The sequence below is a fragment of the Paenibacillus sp. FSL H8-0282 genome (assembly GCF_037963825.1).
GTDB classification, from domain to species: Bacteria; Bacillota; Bacilli; order Paenibacillales; family Paenibacillaceae; genus Paenibacillus_AQ; species Paenibacillus_AQ odorifer.
Map to the genome: position 1 here is coordinate 309,126 of NZ_CP150146.1, position 23,613 is coordinate 332,738.

Below are 23,613 nucleotides of genomic sequence, written 5' to 3' on the forward strand. Positions count from 1 at the left end.
AAAAAGGCGTCCATAAAACCCTAACGGTTTTGTGAACGCCCTTTTTATTGTAAGCCTCACTCCACCCAAGGGATTAGATGAGGCTGTTCATCCAAGATGGACATATACTGCTCTTTCCAGCCGTATTTGCCGTCGGGGTCGAGGAGCATATAACGCAGATATTTTTCCAGCCGGAACTCGGCTTTGGACCAACCGAGATGCTTGAGCCGCAGATTGCTTAGCTGATGAGACAGCTCGAAAATATTTTCCGGGAACCGCCCACAGTGCTGTGGGGATTCATTCCATACATAGTTGAAGTCTTCTTTATAGCGAAGCAAAAAAGGGCGGTAGTTCAGATGAGAGCGCCAGTAGGTATCCTCCCTGTAATGGTTCGCGTTCCATAAATCGTAAAGGCGGAAGCAGAACAGATCGACCCCATCTGCATACAGCAAGGAATCTATATTTTCTGCAAAGCTGGCTTCAAAGATCTCATCCGCGTCCAGACTCAGAATCCACTCGGGATTTGTCTTTAGGACTTCCTCCCACTGCTGTTTTCGCAGCTCAATTTCATTGCTGAACTTGGATTCGGTATTATGCACGAGATGAACGGGAATGCCGTCAAGTGCTTCCAGACAGACAGCTGCTGTATTGTCGGTGCTGCCGTCATCAATAATGACAGCCTCATCGATATATTTGCGGTGTTCCTCCAGAACCTGTCGCAGGAAGCGCCCGCTTTCATTTTTTACAACCATGGTAAGGGTTAGCTTGGGACGCTTTTTGATTATAGGAGCAGCTGCAGCCTCATTGGAATTTTCCTCGATGGGTGTGGGTGCCGATTCAGCTTTTACTCCTGTTGTTTCTCTGATGAAATCTTCAACCTTGTTCAAATCACTATCTCTGTACAAATGAAGGGCAGGATAATGGGTGTCAACAAATAGCGGGATGCCAAGGGCCGCGGCACGAATGCAGAAATGGCGATCCTCGCCCCAGTATGATATGTTCCGGATCTGATTGTAGCTCACCCCGGCTTTTATCGCATGCTGGCTAATCAATGTACAAGCGCCGAGACCCCCCACTTCATAGATTCCAGGATTGCGGAGTTTGGCTATGAATTCATGAAATCTGCGGTTGATCTCCTCGGGTTGCAGTTTTTCGCCGGGAAGTATCTCCCACTGATTATATTCGTCATGCATCCAGACCTGCGGCTGAAACATGGTATCTGGCTGCCACTGTGTCCAAAATACCTCTGAAATAATATCTTTGTTCGTCCCTATTAGATGTCTTAGCGTATCTGGGTGGAGGATGAGGTCAGAGTCGATCAGGAACAGGTAGTCATAGTTCAGGGTTTGCGCTCGGTTAATCATGAGGTTTTTGAAGTTGGCGACTTTCCAGACTAAATCAGAATTCCAATAGTGAGTCGTATCATTGCGAATGTACGCATCGTTAAAGCCGGAGCTTTGAATAAAAATATGCTCGCCCTTGCTTTTAAATTCCTGGAGCAGCCGGCTGGATTCCTCATCATCATTGTCATCAATCAGATGGAAATCCAGTTCGATTTGCTCGATATTCAAGCGCAGCAGGGAATTCAGAAATTCCCGTAATACATTGGGCTTTTGATGGATCGGGCTGCCGATTAATACGCGTGTCTTATTCATTGCGGCCTCCTTGGGGGACTCTCCCTTTCTTCCGAGAGGTATAGGTATGTTCTCAATATATTTACAGTGAGAGAGTAATAATCCTTATTTCGCAAAGTTCTTATAGTAAATGAGAAATGAGAGTTGGATAAATTGAACTTTTTAGATATATTAATTTTGATGAATCTGCTGTACAATTACCGGATAATTAGATAAGAATGCAGCCAGATGAGCACAGGAATGAGACTATGGATAAATCACCACTAAAAGTTCAGTAGTTAATCAATCTGTTACTGGCCATGAATCCTCGTGCGGATGTGTTCTGGGATGATGGAAAGGGTGAATACCGACCTCTGCTGAATGAGGATGCTGAGGAAATTGATTGCACCGGAAGAGAAAGCGAAGACTGAAGCTCATATTGGTGGCTGAACAGAGTTTGATTATTGCGACCCTTGGCATACTGTATTCGGAAGAGTCATTTCAGGTATGGACCCTGTGGATACTTTAAGGCGTGGGGATGTCATGAAAAAGGTCGAAACTATCAGTTCCCTCAATATTACATTAATGTGAAATGCTATCCATTGTAATTCCTAGTATCCCGATATACAATATAAAAACAAACAAAGACAATATAGACACGGGGGAGAAACTTATGCGTAGAGGATTATCTGGAGTTATTACTTTGGTTTTGTTAACATTTTTGATTAGCGCGTGCTCCGGGGGAAATAACGCCGCTTCCACAAATACAAATCAGACGCCTACGGCTACTGAAGGATCGACAGCAAGCACTGAACCAAAAGATGGCGGCAACTTAATTATTGGGGTCGCTGCAGATCCTGTCATTCTAAATCCGAACTATGCAGGTGATCGTGTCAGTCTGACGATTGACCAAGCGCTCTACGCGCCATTGTTCCAAGTGAATAACGGAGAGAAGACCTTCTACTTGGCAGACAGCCTGACACTTTCCGAAGATAACCTGACTTATACATTGAAACTGAAAAGTGGACTAACTTGGCATGACGGAGAAAAGCTTACAGCTGACGATGTCGTGTTCACGATTGATAGCATCCTCGATGAGAAGCAAAACAGCATGCTGAGAGCGAACTTATTCATCGGTGATAAACCCGTTAAGGCAGTTAAGGTGGATGATCTGACTGTAGAGTTCAAGCTTCCGCAGGTCAGCCCAGCTTTTGAAGCTACACTAGTGCAAGTGTTTCCGATTCCAAAGCATATTTTCGAGAATGAGACGGATCTAGAGAAAAGCACCAAGAATGCTGCTCCGGTTGGATCTGGCCCATTTAAATTTAAAGAATACAAAGCAGGCGAATATGTTACACTCGAGAGATTTGATAACTACTTTGGCGGCAAACCACATCTTGATTCTATAACGTACCGGATTGCTAAAGATACGAATGCTGCGAATCTCGCACTTCAGAATGGTGAGATCAACATTAAGTATCTAGATCCACAGGATGTTGGAACGATTGAGGCTTCGAACAATTTCGAAATCCTGCCTTATAGTGAAGGCCGATTGTCCTACCTGTTGTTCAATGCAAACAGTGATAGAGGTGCTCTTGCTAAAAAAGAAGTTCGTCAAGCCTTGTCTTTAGCCCTAAATCGTGATGAAATCATTCAGGCTGCTTATACTTCTAACGAGTATGCAGACCCGGCGAAGTCCTTTTTGACTCCGGATGCATTGTTCTATACTAATGACGTACCTTCTTTTGATAATGATGTAGAAAAAGCCAAAGAGCTTCTGCAATCGGCAGGGGTTAGCGATCTGAAATTGAGATTGATTGTATCGAGCGGTAATAAAGCTCAGGAAGCCATTTCACTATACGTGCAGCAAAAGCTAAAGGCCATTGGCGCTGAAGTTGAACTGCAAAATATGGATGCCTCGGCATATGGCCAGAAGTTCAGTGATATGAATTCAACAGATTTTGAACTTGCGATTGCAGGTTATATTATGGGTTACGATCCTGATGCTTACAGAATTTTGTATACTTCTACTGCAGACTCTAACTACTCGCATTATAATAATGCTGAAGTCGATAAGTTGTTCAATGATGGTGCAGGAGAAGCAGATGCAACTAAACGTGGTGAGATCTATAAGAAGATCCAAGAGATCATTGCTGACGATGCACCGATTTATCCAATTGCTAATACTAAGACTATTGTAGCTGTCTCCAAGAACTACGGCGGTCTAGAAGAAGCAGTCTTGAAGCCTGTCGTTATTTTTGAAGATTTATCGAAAATCTACCTTAAATAAGAACGGGAAAAAATAAGCTGGTCAATCCAGCTTATTTTTTTACCGATATAGAACTGGGAGAATATACGTATGAGACAACTTATCGTCCGAAGATTACTGCAAACCCTGCCGATGCTGTTTTTTGTCTCGGTTGTGTGCTTTGCGATGATTAAGCTGGCTCCGGGGGATCCGGTACTATCCTTCGTTACGCCGAATATGCACGCGGATGATATTGAGCGCATCCGGCATAACCTTGGGCTGGATAAGCCAGCCTACATTCAATATTTTATATGGATCAAAGAAGTACTGCAGGGCAACTTCGGTTATTCCCTTGTGAATCATCAGCCTGTATTGGAGCAAATTCTAGAACGTTTACCTGCAACAGCAGGTTTGATGGGCAGTGCAATCGGCTTAGCCGTTCTGTTGGCGATCCCGATGGGTCTGCTTGCTGGAGCTAACCGGAACCGCTGGGTGGATAAAGTAATTAATTTTTTATCCTATATCGGAATTTCAGTGCCTTTATTTTGGCTGGCCATCTTACTTATGTACTTATTCGCAATTAAGCTGCACCTGCTGCCTATAATGGGGATGCGAACCATTGGTGTGGAATCAGCGGTTGATGTATTGAAGCATGGTATTTTGCCTTGCGCCGTATTGGCGTTTGGATTTCTGGCCGGTTACGTACGATACATCCGCTCTAGTACGATTGGACAGCTAAAAGAAGAATATGTGCAGATTCAATATGCTTTTGGATCCAGCAAGACAACGATTCTGTTCCGTCACGTGCTTAAGCATGTACTGTTGCCAGTAATTACATTGCTCGGGATGTCGATGGGTGATCTGGTGGCGGGTGCAATTGTAACGGAGACGGTATTTTCATGGCCGGGTATTGGCTCTTTAGGGATGACTGCGGTTAAAGGGATGGATTATCCCGTAATTATGGGAATAACTTTGTTCTCTTCTTTAATGCTGATCATCGGCAATCTGGTCGCGGATATTCTATATAGCTTCGTGGACCCACGAATTAAATTAACGAGGTGACCTCATGAATCGCAGTAAATGGAAAAGTGTTGGAGATGAGCTATTTACGAATAAATTGGGTGTCGCAGCCCTCATTACTTTAATCGTCTTCACACTAGGCTCTATATTTGCTTTTTTATCCGGACATGATCCGAATGCAATGGATGTTTTGGCACGTTTGAAGGCACCCGGGGCGGATCATTGGTTTGGTACGGATGATTACGGCCGGGATTATTTTGCCCGAGCTTTGTATGGTGGCCGGGTATCTTTGCTAGTTGGTTTTGCTTCAATGATCATCGCCACGGGTATAGGTGTGACGGTGGGCGTAATCAGTGGATATTTTGGCGGATGGATTGATAATCTATTGATGCGGATGCTTGATGTAGTGATGTCCATTCCATCTTTCCTTGTGCTGCTGCTGCTCAGCGTATTTTTGAAGCCGAGTGTAGGAAACATCATTTTAATCATTGCTCTATTAATGTGGATGAACATTGCCCGTGTGATTCGTGCGGAGACGATGACGATTAAAGAACGGGAATATGTACTGTATGCAAAAGCTTCCGGCCAGAGCAACTTCGGAATTATTTGGCGTCATATTCTTCCGGGGCTAGTACCTGTTGTGATTGTAGGTGCGACGAATAATATCGCTTCCGCGATAATGATGGAGTCGTCCCTAAGCTTCCTTGGGTTCGGGGTACAACCTCCGAATGCCACTTGGGGCAGTATGCTTAACAATGCGCAGGGATATATCGCTCAGGCACCTTATTTGGCATTGTTCCCGGGGTTATTGATACTATTAACGGTTCTGAGCTTTAATGTTCTGGGCGATATTTTGCGGGTTGGCTTTGAACCGAAGCTGATCCGAAGATAGGAGTGTGAAGACATCATGACGGAACGGCTATTGTCTGTTGAGAATTTGAAGGTTTCCTTCCAAACTCGGGATGGAGAGAATCAGGCAGTTCGTGGCGTTAGCTTTCATATAGATGCTGGAGAAACGGTAGGGATTGTTGGTGAATCCGGAAGCGGGAAAAGTGTAACTGCGAAGGCGATTATGTCGTTGATTACACCTCCGGGTAAAATTATCGCTGGAAATATTAATTTTCGTGGTGACAATTTATCTAACCTTTCGGAAAAAGAGTGGAGAAAACTGCGCGGTAACCGCATAGCGATGGTGTTTCAGGACCCCATGACTTCTCTTAATCCTGTGAAAAAAATCGGCCAGCAGCTTACGGAGGTCATCCGGCGGCATCGCGGCTTAAATAAGGAAGCAGCGTTTAAAGAGGCAGCAAGTATCCTGCGGCAGGTGGGCATTAATAATCCTGAGCAGCGGCTGCAGCAGTATCCGCATGAATTCAGCGGCGGGATGCGGCAGCGGGTCATGATCGCTATGGCTCTTTCCTGCCAGCCAGAGCTATTGATTGCGGATGAGCCGACAACTGCGCTTGATGTAACAATACAGGCCCAAATTCTTGATCTTTTTAAAGAGCTAAAAAATAATACCAGTACAGCTATAGCACTGATCACTCATGATTTGGGTGTGGTGGCTCAGGTATGTACACGGGTTATCGTAATGTATGGTGGACTAGTGATGGAGGAAGGTACGGTGGAGGATATTTTTTATCGCCCACAGCATCCTTACACGAAAGGTCTGCTTCGCTCCATTCCGAAACGTGACGGCAAATCGCGTGAACGTCTAATTCCAATCGAAGGCACACCTCCGGATTTGTTGAATCCTCCTTCTGGCTGTCCCTTTATGGAACGTTGCCCTAATGCTTTTGCCCGTTGCAGCGAACGTCCTCCGGTAATCGAATTATCGCCCGGTCACCGTTCGATGTGCTGGTTAGCAGATGGTGTGCAGGAGACTCCAGCTGTAGCTGGCGTTGAAGGGAGCGGTTCGGTTGAGTGACAATAAGATTCTAGTGGACGTAAATAATCTCAAAAAACATTTCTCCAAAGGCAAGGATATGTGGGGACGCGATACATCGGTGCTTAAGGCAGTAGATGGCGTAAGCTTTCAGATTCGTCAGGGAGAGACCTTTGGGCTGGTTGGAGAGTCGGGAAGCGGCAAGTCCACGGTTGGACGCTGCTTGCTGCGCTTATATGACTACACAGACGGTGAAGTGTCTTTTGACGGGCAGCCGCTGAGCAAGCTTGGAGAGAAGCAGCTAAAACCTTTTCGCAGACGCATTCAGTCGATCTTCCAAGATCCCTATTCATCACTTAATCCAAGCTTAAGTGTGCTTGATCTGATCAGTGAGCCGATGAAAATCCACGGCATCCACGAAGGTGAAGAACGCAAAGAAGCTGTTGCGGCATTGCTGGAAAAGGTAGGTTTAAAAAGAGAACATCTCTACCGCTTCCCGCATGAATTCAGCGGTGGCCAACGCCAGCGGATTTCGATTGCCAGAGCATTGTCCGTAAGACCTGAGTTTGTCGTGTGTGATGAACCGATCTCAGCGCTGGACGTGTCTGTCCAGGCTCAGGTAGTGAACATGCTGGAGGATTTGCAGTCCGAATTCGGCTTGACCTATCTCTTTGTCGCACATGATCTGTCGATGGTACGGCATATTTCTGACCGGATCGGCGTGATGTATGGCGGTCGTCTAGTAGAGGTAGCCGAAAGTGATGAGCTGTACGAGAATCCTATTCATCCTTATACAAAGGCGCTGCTGTCTTCCATCTTGGAGACGGATCCCCGGCGGGCCAATCAGAGAATTATTTTAGACGGATATTCGCAAGAGTATGGCAGAGCTGAGACTTCCACACTACAGGAAGTAAGTCCGGGCCATTATGTTGCTTATGATTTTACGGTATGATTAGACTCTATATATAGATTGGGAGGGATCAGAATGTCAGAGAACTTAAACCGGGTAAAGTTATCCCAGTGGGATGCGTTATTGGTGGAATCACTCCGCTCCTTGGGGTGGTCTGATGAGGATATTCTTCGTAAAGTGGCAGAGGGCGATTTGCCCGTTGACAAGAGCGAATACCAATTTGATTATAAGCAGCTGACTACGTTGCAGTCAGAGCAGCCGGAGTTGTTCGGGCAAGCGGTGAAGACAGGCTATCAGATTAAATACAACACGATTCGTGGGATTCGCAGCTGGATATGGGTAGCTCTGGGCAAAGAAGCGGCTCTGGAGCTTGAGGAAGGTAAGGAAGCCGCTGAGGTGGCTTTAACCTTGGCCGAGAAGGAACGTTTGGCTTCTGTGTTATCCTTCGGTTGGCAGATCGAGAGCGATACGAAGGCAGCGGTTGGAGATACAGCTGTCTACCAGATTGCACCGATTGGACGTTAAGCTGAATAGCTACAGTAAAAAACGATTGTTGCGGGGAAGGACTCCCTGTGCACAATCGTTTTTTTGTTATAATTCTCGCTTAAATGCTTATCGTTAATATACGTTTACCGCTGGGTAAGCTACCTCATATTGTGCAGCCTCAATCCAGCTTCCTGTCTTAAAATCTCTGCCCCGGACAAGCACTTTATCGCTATACACTTCTACATAGAAGCCTTGGCTGCCCTCTTTATGTTTATCTTCATTAGTCCAAAGATAGGCGACAGAAGCAGCATTAAACATCGTTGCGATCTCTCCATCGCCAGGGAACATAGTGTTGTCTACCTCCAGCTCCCAATGGGTATGTCCAGTGAATAACAAGGTCTGAGGGTATCTCGACAGGATTTCTTTTAATTCCTTATCTTGTGTGACACCATACCAATCTTGCGATTCCAGCGATCCGGCTACGGTGTCTTTAAGCGGTTGATGCAGGAAGAGAAAGATAGGCTGATCTGGTGAAGCTTGTTCTCCAAGCTTATGCTCCAGCCAATCAAGCTGTTCAGAAGAAAGATCACAGAATTTGGGCAATCCTTGTTCTGTCCCTAGCATAATAAAATGATAGCCATTGACCCAGTGATCATGATAGGGTCCGGACATTCCGGTCTGTGACGTATACATTCCTAAACGTGATTCCCAATTTCCGAGGCCCACATCATGATTGCCTAAGGTAAAGGTAATCCCGGGCAGTTCGGTTTTGTATTGTTTGAGGATACGAAGCATTTCTTCGTATTCAGCAGGGAAGCCGTGGTCTGTGACATCACCGATATGCATAATCCCGCTGCTGCCTTCCCCATGCGCTGCTATATCACGGAGAGCCAGCTCGAAGTTAAGATTGTACTCATGATTGCGGTCAGCAGTGACATGGGTATCCGTAATGATCTGAAAGGTGATAACTGGTTTATCTTCAGGTGATGTGTTCGTACTCATGTTTGGGCATCCTCCTTCATCTATGAACCTATCCAATACTGTTGCTGTTCGCTAATGCGTCTTGCCGCTAATATTCAGTCCTATGATCCCGACAATGATGACGGCTATCCAAAGTAGTGAGGATAGGGTTAGCTTTTCTTCAAAGAACAGGGTTCCTATGAAGGAAATCAGGATGATTCCCGCTCCTGACCATATCGCATAAGCTACGCCTACCTTAATAGAGGTGAGAGCATAATTCAGGGAGGTGAAGCTGGCTCCATAGAACAGGAACATAAGCACGGAAGGCCAGAGCTGGGTGAACCCTTGAGATATTTTCATTGAGAGGGTCCCTGAGAGTTCGAACACAATAGCCAGCGCCAGAAACATCCATGCCCATATTCCTTCTATTCTCACAGGGAAGTAACCTCAATTCTGAGCTCAGCGTAAGATTGTACAATGAGATCTGCATCCGGGAGAATATGTGTTGAAGCACTAGTACCGTCGCTTTCTGCTAGGCCGATAGCTACCTGTACACCCGCTGCTTTAGCCATTCGCATATCCCCGTTAGTATCACCGATAACTGCTGTGTGCGCGGGTTCAACGGCCAACCTTTCGCAGGCAAGCTGCACCATGTCGGGGAAAGGTTTACCCTGATCCACAAGATCTGTTCCAATTACCTCGGAGAAATAATGCCGTATGCCCAGCCATTGGAGATGTTTGTCTGCGGCCTCTGTTTCATCTGCGGTCACCACGGCGAGAGGAATGCCTGCACTCACACACTCATCAAGAAAACGATGAAGTCCCGGAAGGGAGTGAACGGGGCGTTTCTCTTCTAACCTAACATCCGCTTCGAGACGGCATTGATGGACAAGCTCCATGGACTCCGCCCAAGATAAACCTTGCAGATAACCCTGCCATGACAGAATGGCATAAAGATCACTCATAGTCCCCATAGCCAGCGGTCCGTTGCGATCATAATCGGTAATGCTCCCCTGGGCATTGTGTACAGTTCCCATTAATGCAGGGAGCTGCTCTTCTGCAATCTGTAGTCCTTTTTCCTTCATATACTTCGTGAATCTCTCTAAAAAACATTCGCCCCAGCTGCCCCAGAGGGATACGAACTGGAGCAGCGTACCATCCTTATCGAATAGAATAGCTGCTACAGCATATCTGCCTTGTGGAGTGATGAGCTCAGACATGAAGTCCACCGCCCTTTATTTTAATTTATCAAGCGCTGCTTGTGCCGTTTCTTGTGCTTCCTTAAGTGCTTGTGCTGCTGGGATATTCTCAATTTGCACCTTATCTGCGGCGATTGTCAACGCATCGTTAATTTTGCCGCCAGTTGGGTCTTGGAAAGGTGCAGAACCATGAGAAGCTTGCATCAATGGAACCTTAATCTGTGGATTGCTTTCGCTGAATGACACAAACGCCGGGTCTTGCAATGCGGATTGGCGCACCGAAATATATCCCGTATTAATGGACCAGGACGCAGTATTCTCAGCATTCGTGAAGTAGGTTAGCCATTTCATAGCTGCTTCCTTTTCACTGTCGCTGGCTTTGGATAGAATGCCGGCCATAAGGGCTTGGGCTACGGGTTTGCCCTCACCGATCCCTGCCCAGCCTGGCTGCTCCATAGCCGAAACAATGCTGAAGTCCAAGTCGCCCTGATCGCCGCTGGAGCCAGTGTAGCCTGCGGCTTGACCCTTCATTACATCGTCAATCGTCTTGTACCAATACTCCCAGCCTTGACCGCCGGAATGAATCCGCATGATCTTATCCTCGTGAATCCACTTGCGGAACAAATCCCAGGTTTCAATCCACTCTTTAGAGTCGACCATAACTTGTTTTCCATCCTCACTAAGGATAGTGCCTCCTTTGCTGAGTACGGCATCAATCATGTTCCCTGAACCCCACATAGGCTCCCAACCATAAAGGGTGGTTTTGCCGCCGTCCTTCACTGTCATTTTCGCAGCTGCGGCAGCCAGATCTTCCCAAGTCTTTAATGTGCTCGCATCAATTCCATTCTTCTCAAAAACATCTTTGCGGTAGTACATGACCTGCGTTGTTCCATACATCGGCAGGAAGTATTGCTTACCATCAACCTGGCCCTGATTTAGAAAGGTTTGGACAAAATCCTCTTTATTAAAATCTGGCTGCAGTGCCATAAGCTCGTCTATCGGAGCGAAATATCCTTTACGGGCCCAATCTACATTGGAGGAGAGAGCAGCCGCAGGTACTTTTCCTGTAGCGATAGCTGCTTGCAGCTTCTGTTCGGTTTCCGTGTAGTCTGCCTGCGCGATACCTTTGACGATGACCTCTTGCTGAGAGGTATTAAATTTCTGAATCAGTGCCTCCATATTCTCACCAAGCTTGCCGCCGAGACCATACCAGAATTCAATTGGTACCGGTGCATTTTGTGTGGGCGCAGCCTCTGTGGAGGGGGAGGAAGAAGCTCCATTCGCCGCTGTAACATTGCCTGTATTCGCATTTCCTCCGCAAGCTGTTAACATTGTAAATCCGGCAACTAAAGACAGGGTAGACAGTCTCTTCAATACGTTCATCATCATTCTCCTCTTATTAAAATAGAATTGTTAGCTTATCCTTTGCTGGAACCAGCGGTCATATTGACACTTTGCATGATCGTTTTCTGAGCTAGTAGAAATACTAGCAGCAACGGGGCGATGGTGAATGCGCTAGCGGCCATGATCAGCGGCCATTTTAATCCGTAGGCACCTCCTTGAGTAAAGAAACTACGCAGACCCGCCGAGACTAGCTGTAGATTCGGGTCTTTGGTGATCAGCATCGGCCAGAAATAGTTATTGTACTGATCAATGAAGGTGATCAGGGCTAGCACAGCAAAGGAAGAACGTGTAATGGGGACAAGAATGGTCCACAGAATCCGCATATGTGAGGAACCGTCCACTTCTCCAGCCTCCACCAGCTCATGGGGAACCTGAAGGAAGGCTTGGCGAATTAGAAAGATGGAGAAGACACTTACACAGTTGGATAGAATTAATCCGGCATATGAATCCAGTAGATGGAGCTGGGACAATACCAAATATCCGGGAAGATAAACAGCGGTGGCTGGAACCATATAGCCGAAAAGAATAACGCCTGAGAACAGCCCTCTGAAGCGGAATTTCATATGCGTAAGCGCATAGGCCATCATCCCGGAATTTATGACCTGCAGAATAACAATCGACACAGCGACAAATATGCTATTGCCCATATATCTGAAGAAAGGGGCTTCGTGCCAGGCGGCTGAAAAATTACTCCACAGCGCATCCTTAGGCCAGATTGTGGGCGGAGACTGCCAGATTTCATCATTGGTTTTTAAGGCGCTGGTGACCATCCAATAGAAGGGGAAGGCCATGATCAGTGCAATAGCTGTAAAAAATAGATGGCGGGTCAGCTTGCCCACGCGTACGATCGTTGCATTCATCAGTCGTTCTCCTTTACAGCAGTTGTTATTGATAATGGGTTGTCCGTTTACTAACCTCTAGTGAGATTACGGAGAGCAGCATACATATAAATACCAGAATTATTGCGACACTAGAGGCTTCTCCAATCTGAAAGGCTTCAAAGGCAGACTGATAATACATATAGAGCAAGGTGCGTGTTGATCCTGAGGGTCCACCTTGTGTAAGTACATTAATCTGGTCGTATGCCTGTAAGGCACCAATGATCTGTACGATGAACAGAAACAGTGTCGTTGGTGAGATAAGCGGTAAGGTAATACGGCTGAATTTTTGAACAGCATTTGCTCCATCCAGTTGAGCTGCTTCCAGCAGATCTGTAGGGACATTGCGTAGTGCCACCAAATAAAAAATCATCGCCCAGCCTACCGATTTCCATATTGTCACGAGCAGAACGCCAAGCAGCGCCCATTTAGGGTCTTGAAGCCAGCCGATTTTTTCTAGACCTAAGAGGTCAAGTACAGTATTGGCAAGGCCGATTTCGGGTTCATAGATCCAGGACCAGACAATGGATACAGCCACGGTCGGCGTGACCCAAGGGGAGAACAGCAATACCTGATATAGGGTGGAGCCTTTCAGCTTCCCGTTCATCAGGAGTGCTAGTCCAAGTCCGATCAGAATAACGGGCAGCACACTTCCGGCACAGAATAACAGAGTCACTCTAAGTGCTTTATAGAAGGCAGGATTGCTGAAAAGATCCAGATAGTTGGTTAGTCCGACAAAGGTTTTCTCAGGGCTCATGAAGTCCCATTCGGTAAAGCTGAGATAAAATACATAAAGTAATGGCGCTAGCCAAAATACAACGAATGGAATCATTGCCGGCAAGGTGAAGAGCACCGGTTTCAACTCCCCTATAAATCTCGAACGTTTCATTATTCTGTCGATACCCCATTCCATCTTCTGTTTTTTGCGGTATAATTCTGAGGCAAGCTCTTCCGTTCAAAAAAAATTGTACACTCATCGAGCGGCTGCGTGGTCAAGTGGACGTAAAGATCGATGCGAGATTATGTAAAAAATTAAGAGATTAGCGCAGGTAGTTGCTATTTTGTGTAAAATAGAAGGGTAGATTCTAAGTGGAATGAAGGTGCAGCTATGAAACAGGTAGCCTTTGGTGAAGAGAATAAAGACTTATCTCCACGCGAGCAGCTGCTGCGTCCGATGATCGATGCGATTGCTCAGACGATGGACCTATATGGTGCGAATTATTCATTCGGGCAGCTGTATGGAATTATGTTCTTTGAAGACCGTCCGATGACGCTTGAAGAGATGAAGAATGTGATGAATATGAGCAAGAGTAATATGAGCTATGGAGTCCGTTCTTTGATGGCCTCCAAGATGGTCACTAAGCTGGAGGAGAAGCGGGACCGAAAGGATCTGTATGCAGTGGAAACAGATTTCTTTCAGACCTTTAAGAACTTTTTTGGGATGAAGCTGCAGCGGGAGATTGATGTCATGAAGCACGCTTTAGACGTTGTCATTCCTGAGCTGGAGGGATTGGTTCAAGCCGTGGATACGTCTGAGGAGGAGCGGCAATTCTGCCTGAAGGATCTGGAGAAGCTGGAGCATGCCGTTCAATATTATCATTGGCTGCAGCAGTTCGTGGACGAGCTTGGGGAAGAGAATTACTTCGCAGATAAGAGAAGGTCCTAGACCGTCTACAATCACATATAGATGTACATAATTGTATATAGATCTCCATTTTTGCGGGGTGTTCCTTAAGCCGGTTCAGGCTTGAGGTTCGCCCTCTTTTTTATGATAAAGAAACAAAAATAAGAAGAAAATGTAACCAATAGCAGGTGGAACTTCCATAAAATATATAGTTACATAGGGACAAGAAATGTTGTTAAGGAGATTCTGAGATTGAAAACAAAAAAATATATGCTGCTTGTTGTCATAGTTCTACTGCTGAGCCTTGCTGCTATTTTGAATACACAACGTGAACCTTCAACAATAACTATTAACGTAAATGGTCAAATGATAAAGACGATAGCTGCCAATCCAGCCTCGCCTGATGATCTTATGATCCCGAAGGCGGTAGCTGAACAGGCACTAAATACACAAATCGGCTGGCAGAAATCCGGACCTCTTCCAAAAGGTATTTACTACAGAGATCAGGTGGCTGTGCTGATGTATCATCATCTTTCTGAGAAGCCCATGCCACAGTTTCCTTGGGTGTTATCGGTTGATCGGTTTGATGATCAAATGAATCTGCTGAAGCAGGAAGGTTTTCATGTGATCACCATGGCGGAATACCGTGAATTTATGCTGAATAACGGCGCAGTTCCGGACAATGCAGTGCTGCTGACCTTTGATGATGGATATGAGAGTTTCTATAAATTGGCGTTCCCCGTTTTGCAAAAATACGGATATACAGCCGTCAATTTTGTTATCGTATCTACAATAGATCACCCAGATCCGAATAGCGTACCGAAGCTCACTTGGGAGCAAATGCGGGAAATGAAGCATGCTGGGATGGGATTTTATAGTCATACCTATGATTTGCACCATTATGGGATTGTCGATGCCGAGGGCGGGCAGCGGCCAGCTGCAAGTGCCTTGTTATATGTTGATGATGAGAACAGGAATGAGATGAATGTCGAATACTACAGCAGAGTTACACGTGATCTGGCTAAGGCGGAGCAAAGGCTGAAGGAAGAATTGGGCAATACGGATTCGGCGATTGCTTTTCCTTATGGGTCCTACAATGACAGATTGCTGGCTGTTTGTGATTCGCTGGGGATTTCACTGACCTTCAAAATTGAGGATGGGATTAACACCAGAGCGGATCGGAATGCCGCACGAATTAACGGGGGAAGTGAGACACTTACCGCTGCGTTGACGCTTGATCAGATGAAGCATATCGATTTGCCTATGGAATTGACCTTGAACAACCAAAAGGTGAATATGGTAAGGAATTCTCCTGAAATGAGGAAGGGAACCTTGATGGTTCCATTTCATCAATTATGCAAAGATCTGCATATAGATATGAAATATGATCCGAAACGCCGAATCGTTGAATTGACTCATATGGATGCAGGAGCATAAAAAGTGTCACTTTTATTGATGATGAGATTACAAAAAGTGAGTAAATTCGTCATTTTAGGCGAATCACTAGTTGCTATAAGTGAATTCCTTACTGTAGACTATAAACAGAGTACTAATTGGTAGGCGAATGGAGAGAACTGATGGAATTGTTTAAGCGTTATTACGCAAATTTAACGGTCCGGCGTTTTTTGATTTTAGGATTGGTTGCTCTGCTGCTATTCAGCATTAGAGATATGCTTAATTTGGTACTGTTGACGTTTTTGATTGCGTATGTAATGAATAGCTTTCAAGTGCTGCTCACGAAGCGCATTAACAAATATGTAGCAGTTAACAGCAAAGTGATTATTGTTATTCTATACCTTGCCTTAATCGCTGTAGTTGTCATAACCCTCGTTAATTATCTGCCTAAGGTTTTTATACAGATTAAACAGTTAACGAATTTTTTGACCAATTTGACCCCTGAGAACATCCCGCAGAATGATATAGTGCAGTATATATTCGCCCAGCTTAAGGATTTGAACTATCAGTCGTACATGAAAGACGGTATTGAATATGTCTTGAAAATAAGCAATTGGGGCACCAGCTTTGTTTTATCAACCATTTTGAGCTTTGTATTTATACTTGAGAAGAACAGGATCGTTAGTTTCACTTCCCGCCTTAAAGAGAGCAAAATCTCTTGGTTCTATGTAGAGCTTGAGTATTTTGGCAGAAAATTTATCTCCTCTTTCGGAAAAGTGATCGAAGCACAAATTCTGATCGCGTTGTTTAATACATGCTTTACGGTGATCGGACTCTGGATTTTAGGTTTTCCTTACCTTTTCGCATTATCCATTATGATCTTCTTGCTCAGTTTAATTCCGGTAGTAGGTTTTGTTATCTCGCTAATCCCACTTTGTATTATTGGTTACAATATTGGTGGCCTAGTCATGACGATATACGTACTGGCAATGATTGCCGTACTGCATTTTGTAGAAGGCTACTTCCTAAATCCTAAACTGATGTCATCCAAAATGAATTTGCCTATGTTCTATACGTTTATCGTGTTGTTATTCTCTGAGCATTATCTCGGGGTATGGGGTCTGATTCTGGGGATTCCGATCTTTGTATTCTTCCTTGATATTCTGGAGATTAACAGAGAGAACAAGATAGGAACTTAGGGATTCTGTTATAAAATAAGTGTTAAATATACAAAAACCGGCTAAATGGAAGATCCATTTAGCCGGTTTTTTTGTGTGTATGTTACAGCGTCGCTGTATGTATTCCCTTAACCGAAGGAAGTATGGACACTATCTGAAACGATGTCCCTCAGCTCCGCTTTATATGCCGCATACTGCTCGGTTGTTATGCTTCCAGCGGCTAACCGTGAATCCAATTGATCCGTTAGCTGGGCAACCTGTAGATCGATTACAGCTTCAATATCTTGGCCTTGTTCTGATGCAATATCTTGAAGTGACTTACCGTCATATATGGCCTCGTATAGATCCTCGTCCGTTGGCTGGTTAAGTACCTCCAATAATTCGTCTTGATCCGCGACCTCTGCGGTGGACCATTTAACAGGCGAACTTGCATTAGCGGTAAGACTAGTCCAAGCATTTCCGAAAGACATCACTACAACTACCGTTCCGACTATGATCACTCTTTTTATATCCATTAGAGTCCTCTTTTCTTGTTCTGCAATAACTTATCTTGCTTAAGCATCCGTCTAAAGTATCGTTTAAAATGGGTTCTAACTAGTTATATTGTAACCCGCGAAGCTGAACTGAAGCTTAAGCAATATTAAAAATAACCTAAAGATTTAACACGGCTATGATATAGCGATAATACACCGCAGGTATACTTTCCAGATGAGCTTCATTGCATATTTATGCATTGAATCACAATCAAACAAATGGGGAGTGTTCGGAGTTTTGAGAATAACAGCAAAAGCTAAACGTTTATTTTCCAGCATAATTGCCAGCAGTCTGATGTTGGGAATAATGGCTCCAGCAGGGTATGCCGAAGAGCAGCAGCTGGAGACAGAGCAGACATCTTCCGAATTAGAGGCGCATTTTGATGAACAGGTTGAGCTCAACACGCTTTTAAGTCAACCGACTGTAATGGCAGATGTGTACGCGGTACCTAATAATCCAGGAGCGCTACTGATTACAGAAGTTGTTCCGGATACTAAAAATGTAAAAGGGACAGATGGAACCTCTGTAGATGGTTACGAGTTTGTTGAGGTCTACAATAATACGGACAAGCCGGTTAATTTTAAGGATTATTATTTCTTTTATAATGACAAAGATACATGGGCACCTAATGGTGATGCTGTAATACCGGCGCATGGAAATATTGTTTTCTGGATTATGAACGGCAATAATCTGAATGTTCCTACGGAGGATTTCATCAAAAACTTTAATCCTTCTGCAGCTTTGCAGGAAGGAGTGAATCTGTTCCGGATCAACGGTGGCGGGGGGATGGCTAACACTTCTGCGCGTAATTTACAAATTAAAAGCAAAGCAGGAGATACGCTAATTGTTTCTGCTTCCTATGGAAAAGAACAGGTGAAGGAGAATAACGGGATCTTCTATCAATATTTGCAAGCGGATAGCTCCGTTATGAACCTCATGGCGAATTCGGGAACGGTTGTGGCTACGCCTGGAACCGTAGAGGCAGAACAAGTGCCTGAGCTAGTTCCTGGGAACAAGCAGCCAGTGATTGAACATATTGCACAGAGTAGTGTCGATCCAGCCGATCTCCCTATCAGTGCGAAGATTACTAATCTGGAAAGCGGGGCAGATGGATCACTACCCGTAGTGAAGCTACAGTATGGCTCTCCTTCTCAGGCGAAAGATACGGTAATCACCATGACCTCAAAAGGTGGGGATGAATATGCGGCAATGATTCCTGCAGCTGCGCTGGAAGAGCCGGAGCTGCATTACAGCATCCGCGTTAACAATGTGACAGAGAGTTATTTTGTTCATGTGAATGTGCCGGCGTTCGATCCGAACAATGTGCCGCCGTTGTTAATCACAGAGCTGCTGCCAAACTCGACGAATGTAAAAGGAACGAGCAGCGACGCTTTTGAATTCATTGAGGTCTATAACAATACTGATGCACCAGTTAATTTCAAGGACTACAAGGTCTATTATCGTTATCCTGATAAAGGTAACGCTTCCGATGTGAAGTGGCCTTCGACGCCAGAGAACTTTCTTATTCCTGCACAGCAGTCCGTGGTGTTCTGGGTTATTAATAGTGCCAATAGTACTTACACTGCTAATGATTTCAATACAGAATTCAACACAAACTTAATTGAAGGCACCAATCTCTTTTTGATCAAAAGCGATGGTATGGCGAACTCTGGCCGCCGGGCAGTCGTAATCAAAAGTAACACGGAAAAAGAAATTTCCTCCGCGTATTATGATGCTGACCTCACCTACGATGGTGGAGCTAAAGGTGATGACACCAAAGAGAATAAAGCCCTTCTATATAAGTATCCTGTGAATGGGCTGAGCAAAATGCTCAAGATCAGTACGGGGTCAGCCGTTCCGTCACCAGGCCAGACGGATGTAACACAACTTCCAAACACACCGATCCATGTGGAGCCGGATACAGAGAAACCAACAGTAGAAGATCTGACCGGCGTAACGGAGATTGATCAGTCGCTGGGTCTCGATTTGAAGGCTTTTGCTGATGACAATAAAGCTGTTACTTCTGTGGAAGTTAGAGTGTCTTCGGACAAGCAGCCGGAGGCTGTTAGCCACAATCTATCCCAAGACTTCAACGACAGCTTGTATCACTTTAAATTGACCTCTGCGGATTTGATTGGCAGAAATGAAATCCAGTATTACTTTGTTGTTTCTGATGGAACGAATGAAACACAATCTCCAGTAATAAAAGTAAAAGTTACAGGAGGACAGGATCAATCACCCCTTCGTTTGAATGTGAAGGAAGGGCAGTTGATCAATGGCTCCGTGACCGTAAAGGGAACCTCTGCCACCGCTAAGGCTGATGTCTTAGGCTTGAGCATTGACAGTAAGTTACTGGGCAATAACGAGGCATATAATGCACTGGAGAATGATGCCTACTTTGTATTTGAAGCTAAAAATGTGGACTATTATTTTAAAAATGCGATCACGATGGGACCGGAAGAACTAGGAGATGCCAGTATTCTGTATACCTTTATGGACCCGATTACTACGTATACTACATTGACTTTTCCTATTTCTTCTGCCGCTTTACAAAAGGGTACGGATAATGTGATTTACATTCGGGCGGGCTCTAAATCATCTCCATTTGATCCTCGTCCTGAGGAGAATAAGGATGATTTTGAAGTGAAAAATGTTCGTCTCCTGCTGGCAGATGGTACCGAAATTTGGGATCCGGCTTATGCAGAACGTGATAAGGAAATCAAGATGGGGGACAGCGCAGGTAAGCATGAATCCCTCGGCTTCCAGTTTGATCTAAAAGCGGATTTGTTCCGTTCAAAGGCGTACAACTGGAATACTAAGGAAGCAACTGACGGAGAACATAAAGTAACGCTTACCGAAGGTGGAACGAAAGTATCATCAAACGTAATTGTTGACAACACGCCACCATCCATCAAAGCATTAATAGAAGAAGGACAAACTTACCGTGGCAATTTTGAAATTGCTGCTGAAGTTAAGGATACTTATGCGGGTGTAGATAAGGTCAGCGTGAAGCTGGATGGTAATGTTATTGAACTGCCCTATGCTACTTCATCCGGGAAGTTATCGGCTGGGGAGCATACGCTTTCTATCACAGCCTTAGACAGGATTGGCAATCAGGCAGAAAAGGTAATTACATTCCATGTGCCGAATGAGAATCCCTTTGCGCCACTGCTTATTTCTCCTACAAACTGGGAGACCGCTGTAGGTACTAATCCGACTTTAAAGGTTAAGGTTGAAGATCCTAATCAGGATAATATAAACGTTACCTTTTTTAGAGGATTTAAGTACGATGCTAACCATCCGGAGCAAGGCTTTGCTGGGTTTATAAATGCATCCGATACAGAGCCGCCGAAACAATCCGTACCTGCGGGCGAACAAGCGCTTAGCAGTGATGACTACAGTAAAATAAGTGCGGTGGACGGACAATATTTAATTAATGATGCTGTCGATCAATTCCCTTATCAGCGTTATGAAATTAAGCTGGATGAGTCGGTTAAGGCGTCAGATCGTGTAGATATTGAATGGAAAGGGAATTCGTTGCCGGGACGTAAAGTAAGTCTCTACGCATGGAGTCCAGCTCAAGAAACATGGGTACAGCTGGATCATTTAATCGCTGGAACAGAGGATTTTGAGCTGAAATCCACGGTTACAGCTGGAGAATATGCTAATGGAAATAGCATTGCAGTAATGGTTCAGGATGAAATTGCTTCGGTGGCTAAGACAGCACTAACAGTAACACAAGATACGTATGACTTTTCTTTTGTATGGATGTCTGATACACAATATTATTCACAGAGCTACCCTTACATTTACCGTAAAAATGTAGAATGGATAGCTGACAACAAAGAGAGCTTGAACCTGAAATACGTTATTCATACAGGAGATATCGTGGATAAATCCTATCAGGAGTATGAGTGGAAGGAAGCTGACCGGGACATGAAGGTTCTGGAGGAAGCTAACATTCCTTATGGTGTTCTTGCGGGTAATCATGACGTAGGCCATCAAACCGGGGATTACACGAAATTCTGGGAGTATTTTGGAGAGTGGAGATTCAAGAATATGCCGACCTTCGGTGGCTCTTATGACAACAACAGGGGCCATTACGATTTAGTGTCTGCGAACGGAAATGATTTTGTTATTGTATACATGGGCTGGGGATTGGCTGAGGAAGAAATCGAATGGATGAATGAGATCGTGGCCCGTTATCCAGAGCGTAAAGCGATTCTTTGTCTCCATGAATACTTGCTGGTTTCTAATAACCGTGCACCTATTGCAGATAAGATTTTTGAGATGGTTGTGAAACCTAACAAAAACGTAATCGCAGCACTGTCCGGCCATTATCATGATGCTGAGCTTAAGGTAGACGAGCTGGATGATAACGGTGACGGTATTCCAGACCGCAGTGTCTATCAAATGCTGGCAGATTACCAAGGCGCTGAAGAAGGGGGACTCGGCTATATCCGTCTGCTTCAGTTCGATGTTGCTAATAACAAACTTCGCGTGAAGACTTATTCGCCTTATTTGGATGATTATAACTACTATGATGAAGACGAATATCCAGGCAAAGATGAGTTCGTTCTGGATCTGGATTTACAGCCTGTGACTAAACGTGTGGCTACCGACTATATCGGAGTCAAGGTTTACAGCGACCAGGAAATTGCGGCCAATCCACAAGTAGAGAGTGGCGCGGAGACTCAGGTCACTTGGAGTAAGCTGAATCCGGATAGCTACTACCAATGGTATACAAAGGTTGAGGATGATCACTCCGGTAGTGTGCTTTCAGATATCTGGGGCTTTTACACTGGAAAAGAGGATGTGATGCCGACACCAGAGGTGACACCAACACCAACACCGACACCAGAGGTAACGCCGACACCAGAGGTAACGCCGACACCAGAGGTATCGCCATCGCCAGAAGTGACGCCGACACCAGCACCAGAGGTGACAACGGCACCTCCGGTAGTTTTACCAGTGCCAACAGTGACTCCGACGCCTACAGCCACACCTGGAGCGGGAAAAGGAAACATTGAACTGGCATTAGGAAGTAATGGGACGTATACAGCTGATCCGTCAGTCTTGAAGAAACTGATAGAGGAAGCTGCTACAGGGGGAAGCCTAAAGATTAGCGCAGGCGGAGCAACCCCGGCTCAAGATCAGATTAGAATTGCTCTTGATGCAGCCGCTGTTCAACAGGCTGTCGATAAGAAGTTGAATTTGAATATTGTTTCATCTAACGTTACCTTGAGCGTACCAACAAGCTCCTTACCAGCCATTCCGGCAGGCAGTGATATGCTGCTACTAAGCATTGATACGAGTATGATATCTGTACAGGCCAATGACGCTGGAATGAGTCCATTCAGAGCTAACGTTACGCTGAACCTCAGTACATCTGCAGGAGGCAAAGAAACGGCTATCCACCAGCTTAAAGGTGTTGTTACGATTACCTTGACGCTGACTAAGGAACAGCTTGCTAAGCTCGATACAGATTTTGCGGGTGTCTATTATGTAAATGGCAGCACGTTGGAATATTTGGGTGGAGTGTTTAAGGATAATACCGTTACCTTCACAACAAATCACTTTTCCTCCTTTGCGGTACTGGAATACCATAAGCAATTTAGGGATACTGCTGGTCACTGGGCAGAGTCGTATATTTCCAAGCTGACGGCTAAGCATGTGATTAAAGGGATCGACGATACGCATTATGGACCACAGGCGAATGTAACCCGTGCAGATTTTGTTACACTGGCCGTTCGTTCTCTCGGATTGGATGAAGCAAGTGGGGCTATCGTACAGAGTGCTTTTGCAGATGTATCTAAAGATGCTTATTATGCACAGTCGATAGAGAAAGCTGTCCAGCTTGGATTGATCCAAGGCAGTGATGGCAAGTTCCGACCTAAAGATGCGATTACTCGTGAGGAGGCGGCAGTTGTCCTGCAGAAACTGATGCAGTATAAAGCAGGATTGCAAGCTTCCGTTGCTGCTGCTGCAAGCTTTAAGGATATGAATAGTGTATCTGAGTGGGCGAAGCAAGCGGTAATTGATTTGCAAGCAAAGGGAATCCTTGACGGCAAGGGCGACAATAACTTTGACCCTCGTGGCAAAGTGACCCGTGCTGAAATCGCAAAACTGTTATATGGAATAATCAAATTATAAGATAGGTTGGCAAAGGCAGGCTGAGGAGACTCTGGCCTGCTTTTTGTCTTTTTTGCGTGTAGTCTCCTTTTTCTTCTATGTAAAAAGGAAATTTCCACTATTCATATGATTTTTCATATATAATATTTTTGAATTAATTTTAAATTT

At 45.0% G+C, this 23,613-nt stretch carries 18 protein-coding genes and 1 pseudogene; 11 read left to right on the plus strand and 8 right to left on the minus strand.

What is annotated here, in order from left to right:
* Positions 1–56 precede the first annotated feature (56 nt).
* On the minus strand, positions 57–1,634 hold the full coding sequence (locus tag NST94_RS01375; protein WP_280753354.1) for a glycosyltransferase: 1,578 nt from the start codon (positions 1,632–1,634) through the stop codon (positions 57–59).
* A 435-nt stretch (positions 1,635–2,069) separates the two neighbouring features.
* On the opposite strand from NST94_RS01375, the pseudogene NST94_RS01380 reads away from it, so the two are divergent.
* The 7 genes and pseudogenes from NST94_RS01380 to NST94_RS01410 all read left to right on the plus strand — a co-directional run.
* A pseudogene (locus tag NST94_RS01380) lies at positions 2,070–2,183 on the plus strand (peptidylprolyl isomerase); the annotation flags it as partial.
* Positions 2,184–2,265: 82 nt separating this feature from the next.
* Positions 2,266–3,882: an ABC transporter substrate-binding protein gene (locus tag NST94_RS01385; protein WP_076282388.1), complete on the plus strand. Its 1,617-nt coding sequence runs from the start codon at positions 2,266–2,268 to the stop codon at positions 3,880–3,882.
* A 69-nt stretch (positions 3,883–3,951) separates the two neighbouring features.
* Positions 3,952–4,902, plus strand: a complete 951-nt coding sequence (locus tag NST94_RS01390) for an ABC transporter permease (protein WP_076127007.1) — start codon at positions 3,952–3,954, stop codon at positions 4,900–4,902.
* Positions 4,903–4,906: 4 nt separating this feature from the next.
* Positions 4,907–5,752 (plus strand): ABC transporter permease, encoded by an 846-nt coding sequence (locus NST94_RS01395; RefSeq protein ID WP_036687295.1) that lies wholly within the window; start codon positions 4,907–4,909, stop codon positions 5,750–5,752.
* A gap of 15 nt (positions 5,753–5,767) precedes the next feature.
* The gene (locus NST94_RS01400; RefSeq protein WP_076127008.1) at positions 5,768–6,787 is read left to right on the plus strand and encodes an ABC transporter ATP-binding protein; all 1,020 of its coding nucleotides are present in this window, start codon (positions 5,768–5,770) and stop codon (positions 6,785–6,787) included.
* A complete protein-coding gene (locus tag NST94_RS01405) occupies positions 6,780–7,697 on the plus strand; it encodes an ATP-binding cassette domain-containing protein (RefSeq protein WP_280753353.1) in 918 nt (305 codons plus the stop codon). The genes NST94_RS01400 and NST94_RS01405 overlap by 8 nt, the downstream gene beginning before the upstream one ends.
* A 33-nt stretch (positions 7,698–7,730) precedes the next feature.
* The gene (locus tag NST94_RS01410; protein WP_076127012.1) at positions 7,731–8,180 is read left to right on the plus strand and encodes a hypothetical protein; all 450 of its coding nucleotides are present in this window, start codon (positions 7,731–7,733) and stop codon (positions 8,178–8,180) included.
* Positions 8,181–8,273: 93 nt separating this feature from the next.
* Here NST94_RS01410 and NST94_RS01415 read toward each other — a convergent pair whose 3' ends face one another.
* The 6 genes from NST94_RS01415 to NST94_RS01440 are packed head-to-tail and all read right to left on the minus strand — an operon-like array spanning position 8,274 to position 13,495.
* Positions 8,274–9,143: a metallophosphoesterase gene (locus NST94_RS01415; RefSeq protein ID WP_076192526.1), complete on the minus strand. Its 870-nt coding sequence runs from the start codon at positions 9,141–9,143 to the stop codon at positions 8,274–8,276.
* Positions 9,144–9,194: 51 nt separating this feature from the next.
* A complete protein-coding gene (locus NST94_RS01420; protein WP_248549163.1) occupies positions 9,195–9,536 on the minus strand; it encodes a multidrug efflux SMR transporter in 342 nt (113 codons plus the stop codon).
* Positions 9,533–10,321, minus strand: a complete 789-nt coding sequence (locus NST94_RS01425) for an HAD family hydrolase (RefSeq protein ID WP_280753352.1) — start codon at positions 10,319–10,321, stop codon at positions 9,533–9,535. Before NST94_RS01425 ends, NST94_RS01420 begins: the two co-directional genes overlap by 4 nt.
* Positions 10,322–10,336: 15 nt before the next feature.
* Complete coding sequence (locus tag NST94_RS01430) at positions 10,337–11,683, minus strand: ABC transporter substrate-binding protein (RefSeq protein WP_339282117.1); 1,347 nt, start codon at positions 11,681–11,683, stop codon at positions 10,337–10,339.
* Between the two features lie 35 nt (positions 11,684–11,718).
* The gene (locus NST94_RS01435) at positions 11,719–12,564 is read right to left on the minus strand and encodes a carbohydrate ABC transporter permease (RefSeq protein WP_076127021.1); all 846 of its coding nucleotides are present in this window, start codon (positions 12,562–12,564) and stop codon (positions 11,719–11,721) included.
* A 25-nt stretch (positions 12,565–12,589) separates the two neighbouring features.
* A complete protein-coding gene (locus NST94_RS01440) occupies positions 12,590–13,495 on the minus strand; it encodes a sugar ABC transporter permease (protein WP_339281563.1) in 906 nt (301 codons plus the stop codon).
* A gap of 195 nt (positions 13,496–13,690) precedes the next feature.
* On the opposite strand from NST94_RS01440, the gene NST94_RS01445 reads away from it, so the two are divergent.
* The 3 genes from NST94_RS01445 to NST94_RS01455 all read left to right on the plus strand — a co-directional run bounded on the left by NST94_RS01445 (position 13,691) and on the right by NST94_RS01455 (position 16,800).
* Positions 13,691–14,248, plus strand: a complete 558-nt coding sequence (locus NST94_RS01445) for a transcriptional regulator (protein ID WP_076101159.1) — start codon at positions 13,691–13,693, stop codon at positions 14,246–14,248.
* A gap of 210 nt (positions 14,249–14,458) precedes the next feature.
* Positions 14,459–15,643, plus strand: a complete 1,185-nt coding sequence (locus NST94_RS01450) for a polysaccharide deacetylase family protein (protein WP_248549159.1) — start codon at positions 14,459–14,461, stop codon at positions 15,641–15,643.
* A gap of 140 nt (positions 15,644–15,783) precedes the next feature.
* Positions 15,784–16,800 carry an AI-2E family transporter gene (locus NST94_RS01455; protein WP_076101160.1) on the plus strand — a complete coding sequence of 339 codons (1,017 nt, stop codon included), beginning with the start codon at positions 15,784–15,786 and terminating at the stop codon, positions 16,798–16,800.
* Positions 16,801–16,907: 107 nt separating this feature from the next.
* Here NST94_RS01455 and NST94_RS01460 read toward each other — a convergent pair whose 3' ends face one another.
* Positions 16,908–17,294, minus strand: a complete 387-nt coding sequence (locus tag NST94_RS01460) for a hypothetical protein (RefSeq protein ID WP_038568262.1) — start codon at positions 17,292–17,294, stop codon at positions 16,908–16,910.
* A 256-nt stretch (positions 17,295–17,550) separates the two neighbouring features.
* On the opposite strand from NST94_RS01460, the gene NST94_RS01465 reads away from it, so the two are divergent.
* Positions 17,551–23,466, plus strand: a complete 5,916-nt coding sequence (locus NST94_RS01465) for an S-layer homology domain-containing protein (RefSeq protein WP_339281564.1) — start codon at positions 17,551–17,553, stop codon at positions 23,464–23,466.
* Positions 23,467–23,613 lie beyond the last annotated feature (147 nt).

What these genes read in the sequence shown, in the direction of transcription:
- NST94_RS01375 (WP_280753354.1), bottom strand. Translation starts at nt 1,634, where the DNA reads ATGAATAAGACACGCGTATTAATCGGCAGCCCGATCCATCAAAAGCCC.
- NST94_RS01385 (WP_076282388.1), top strand. Translation starts at nt 2,266, where the DNA reads ATGCGTAGAGGATTATCTGGAGTTATTACTTTGGTTTTGTTAACATTT.
- NST94_RS01390 (WP_076127007.1), top strand. Translation starts at nt 3,952, where the DNA reads ATGAGACAACTTATCGTCCGAAGATTACTGCAAACCCTGCCGATGCTG.
- NST94_RS01395 (WP_036687295.1), top strand. Translation starts at nt 4,907, where the DNA reads ATGAATCGCAGTAAATGGAAAAGTGTTGGAGATGAGCTATTTACGAAT.
- NST94_RS01400 (WP_076127008.1), top strand. Translation starts at nt 5,768, where the DNA reads ATGACGGAACGGCTATTGTCTGTTGAGAATTTGAAGGTTTCCTTCCAA.
- NST94_RS01410 (WP_076127012.1), top strand. Translation starts at nt 7,731, where the DNA reads ATGTCAGAGAACTTAAACCGGGTAAAGTTATCCCAGTGGGATGCGTTA.
- NST94_RS01415 (WP_076192526.1), bottom strand. Translation starts at nt 9,143, where the DNA reads ATGAGTACGAACACATCACCTGAAGATAAACCAGTTATCACCTTTCAG.
- NST94_RS01425 (WP_280753352.1), bottom strand. Translation starts at nt 10,321, where the DNA reads ATGTCTGAGCTCATCACTCCACAAGGCAGATATGCTGTAGCAGCTATT.
- NST94_RS01430 (WP_339282117.1), bottom strand. Translation starts at nt 11,683, where the DNA reads ATGAACGTATTGAAGAGACTGTCTACCCTGTCTTTAGTTGCCGGATTT.
- NST94_RS01435 (WP_076127021.1), bottom strand. Translation starts at nt 12,564, where the DNA reads ATGAATGCAACGATCGTACGCGTGGGCAAGCTGACCCGCCATCTATTT.
- NST94_RS01440 (WP_339281563.1), bottom strand. Translation starts at nt 13,495, where the DNA reads ATGGAATGGGGTATCGACAGAATAATGAAACGTTCGAGATTTATAGGG.
- NST94_RS01445 (WP_076101159.1), top strand. Translation starts at nt 13,691, where the DNA reads ATGAAACAGGTAGCCTTTGGTGAAGAGAATAAAGACTTATCTCCACGC.
- NST94_RS01455 (WP_076101160.1), top strand. Translation starts at nt 15,784, where the DNA reads ATGGAATTGTTTAAGCGTTATTACGCAAATTTAACGGTCCGGCGTTTT.
- NST94_RS01460 (WP_038568262.1), bottom strand. Translation starts at nt 17,294, where the DNA reads ATGGATATAAAAAGAGTGATCATAGTCGGAACGGTAGTTGTAGTGATG.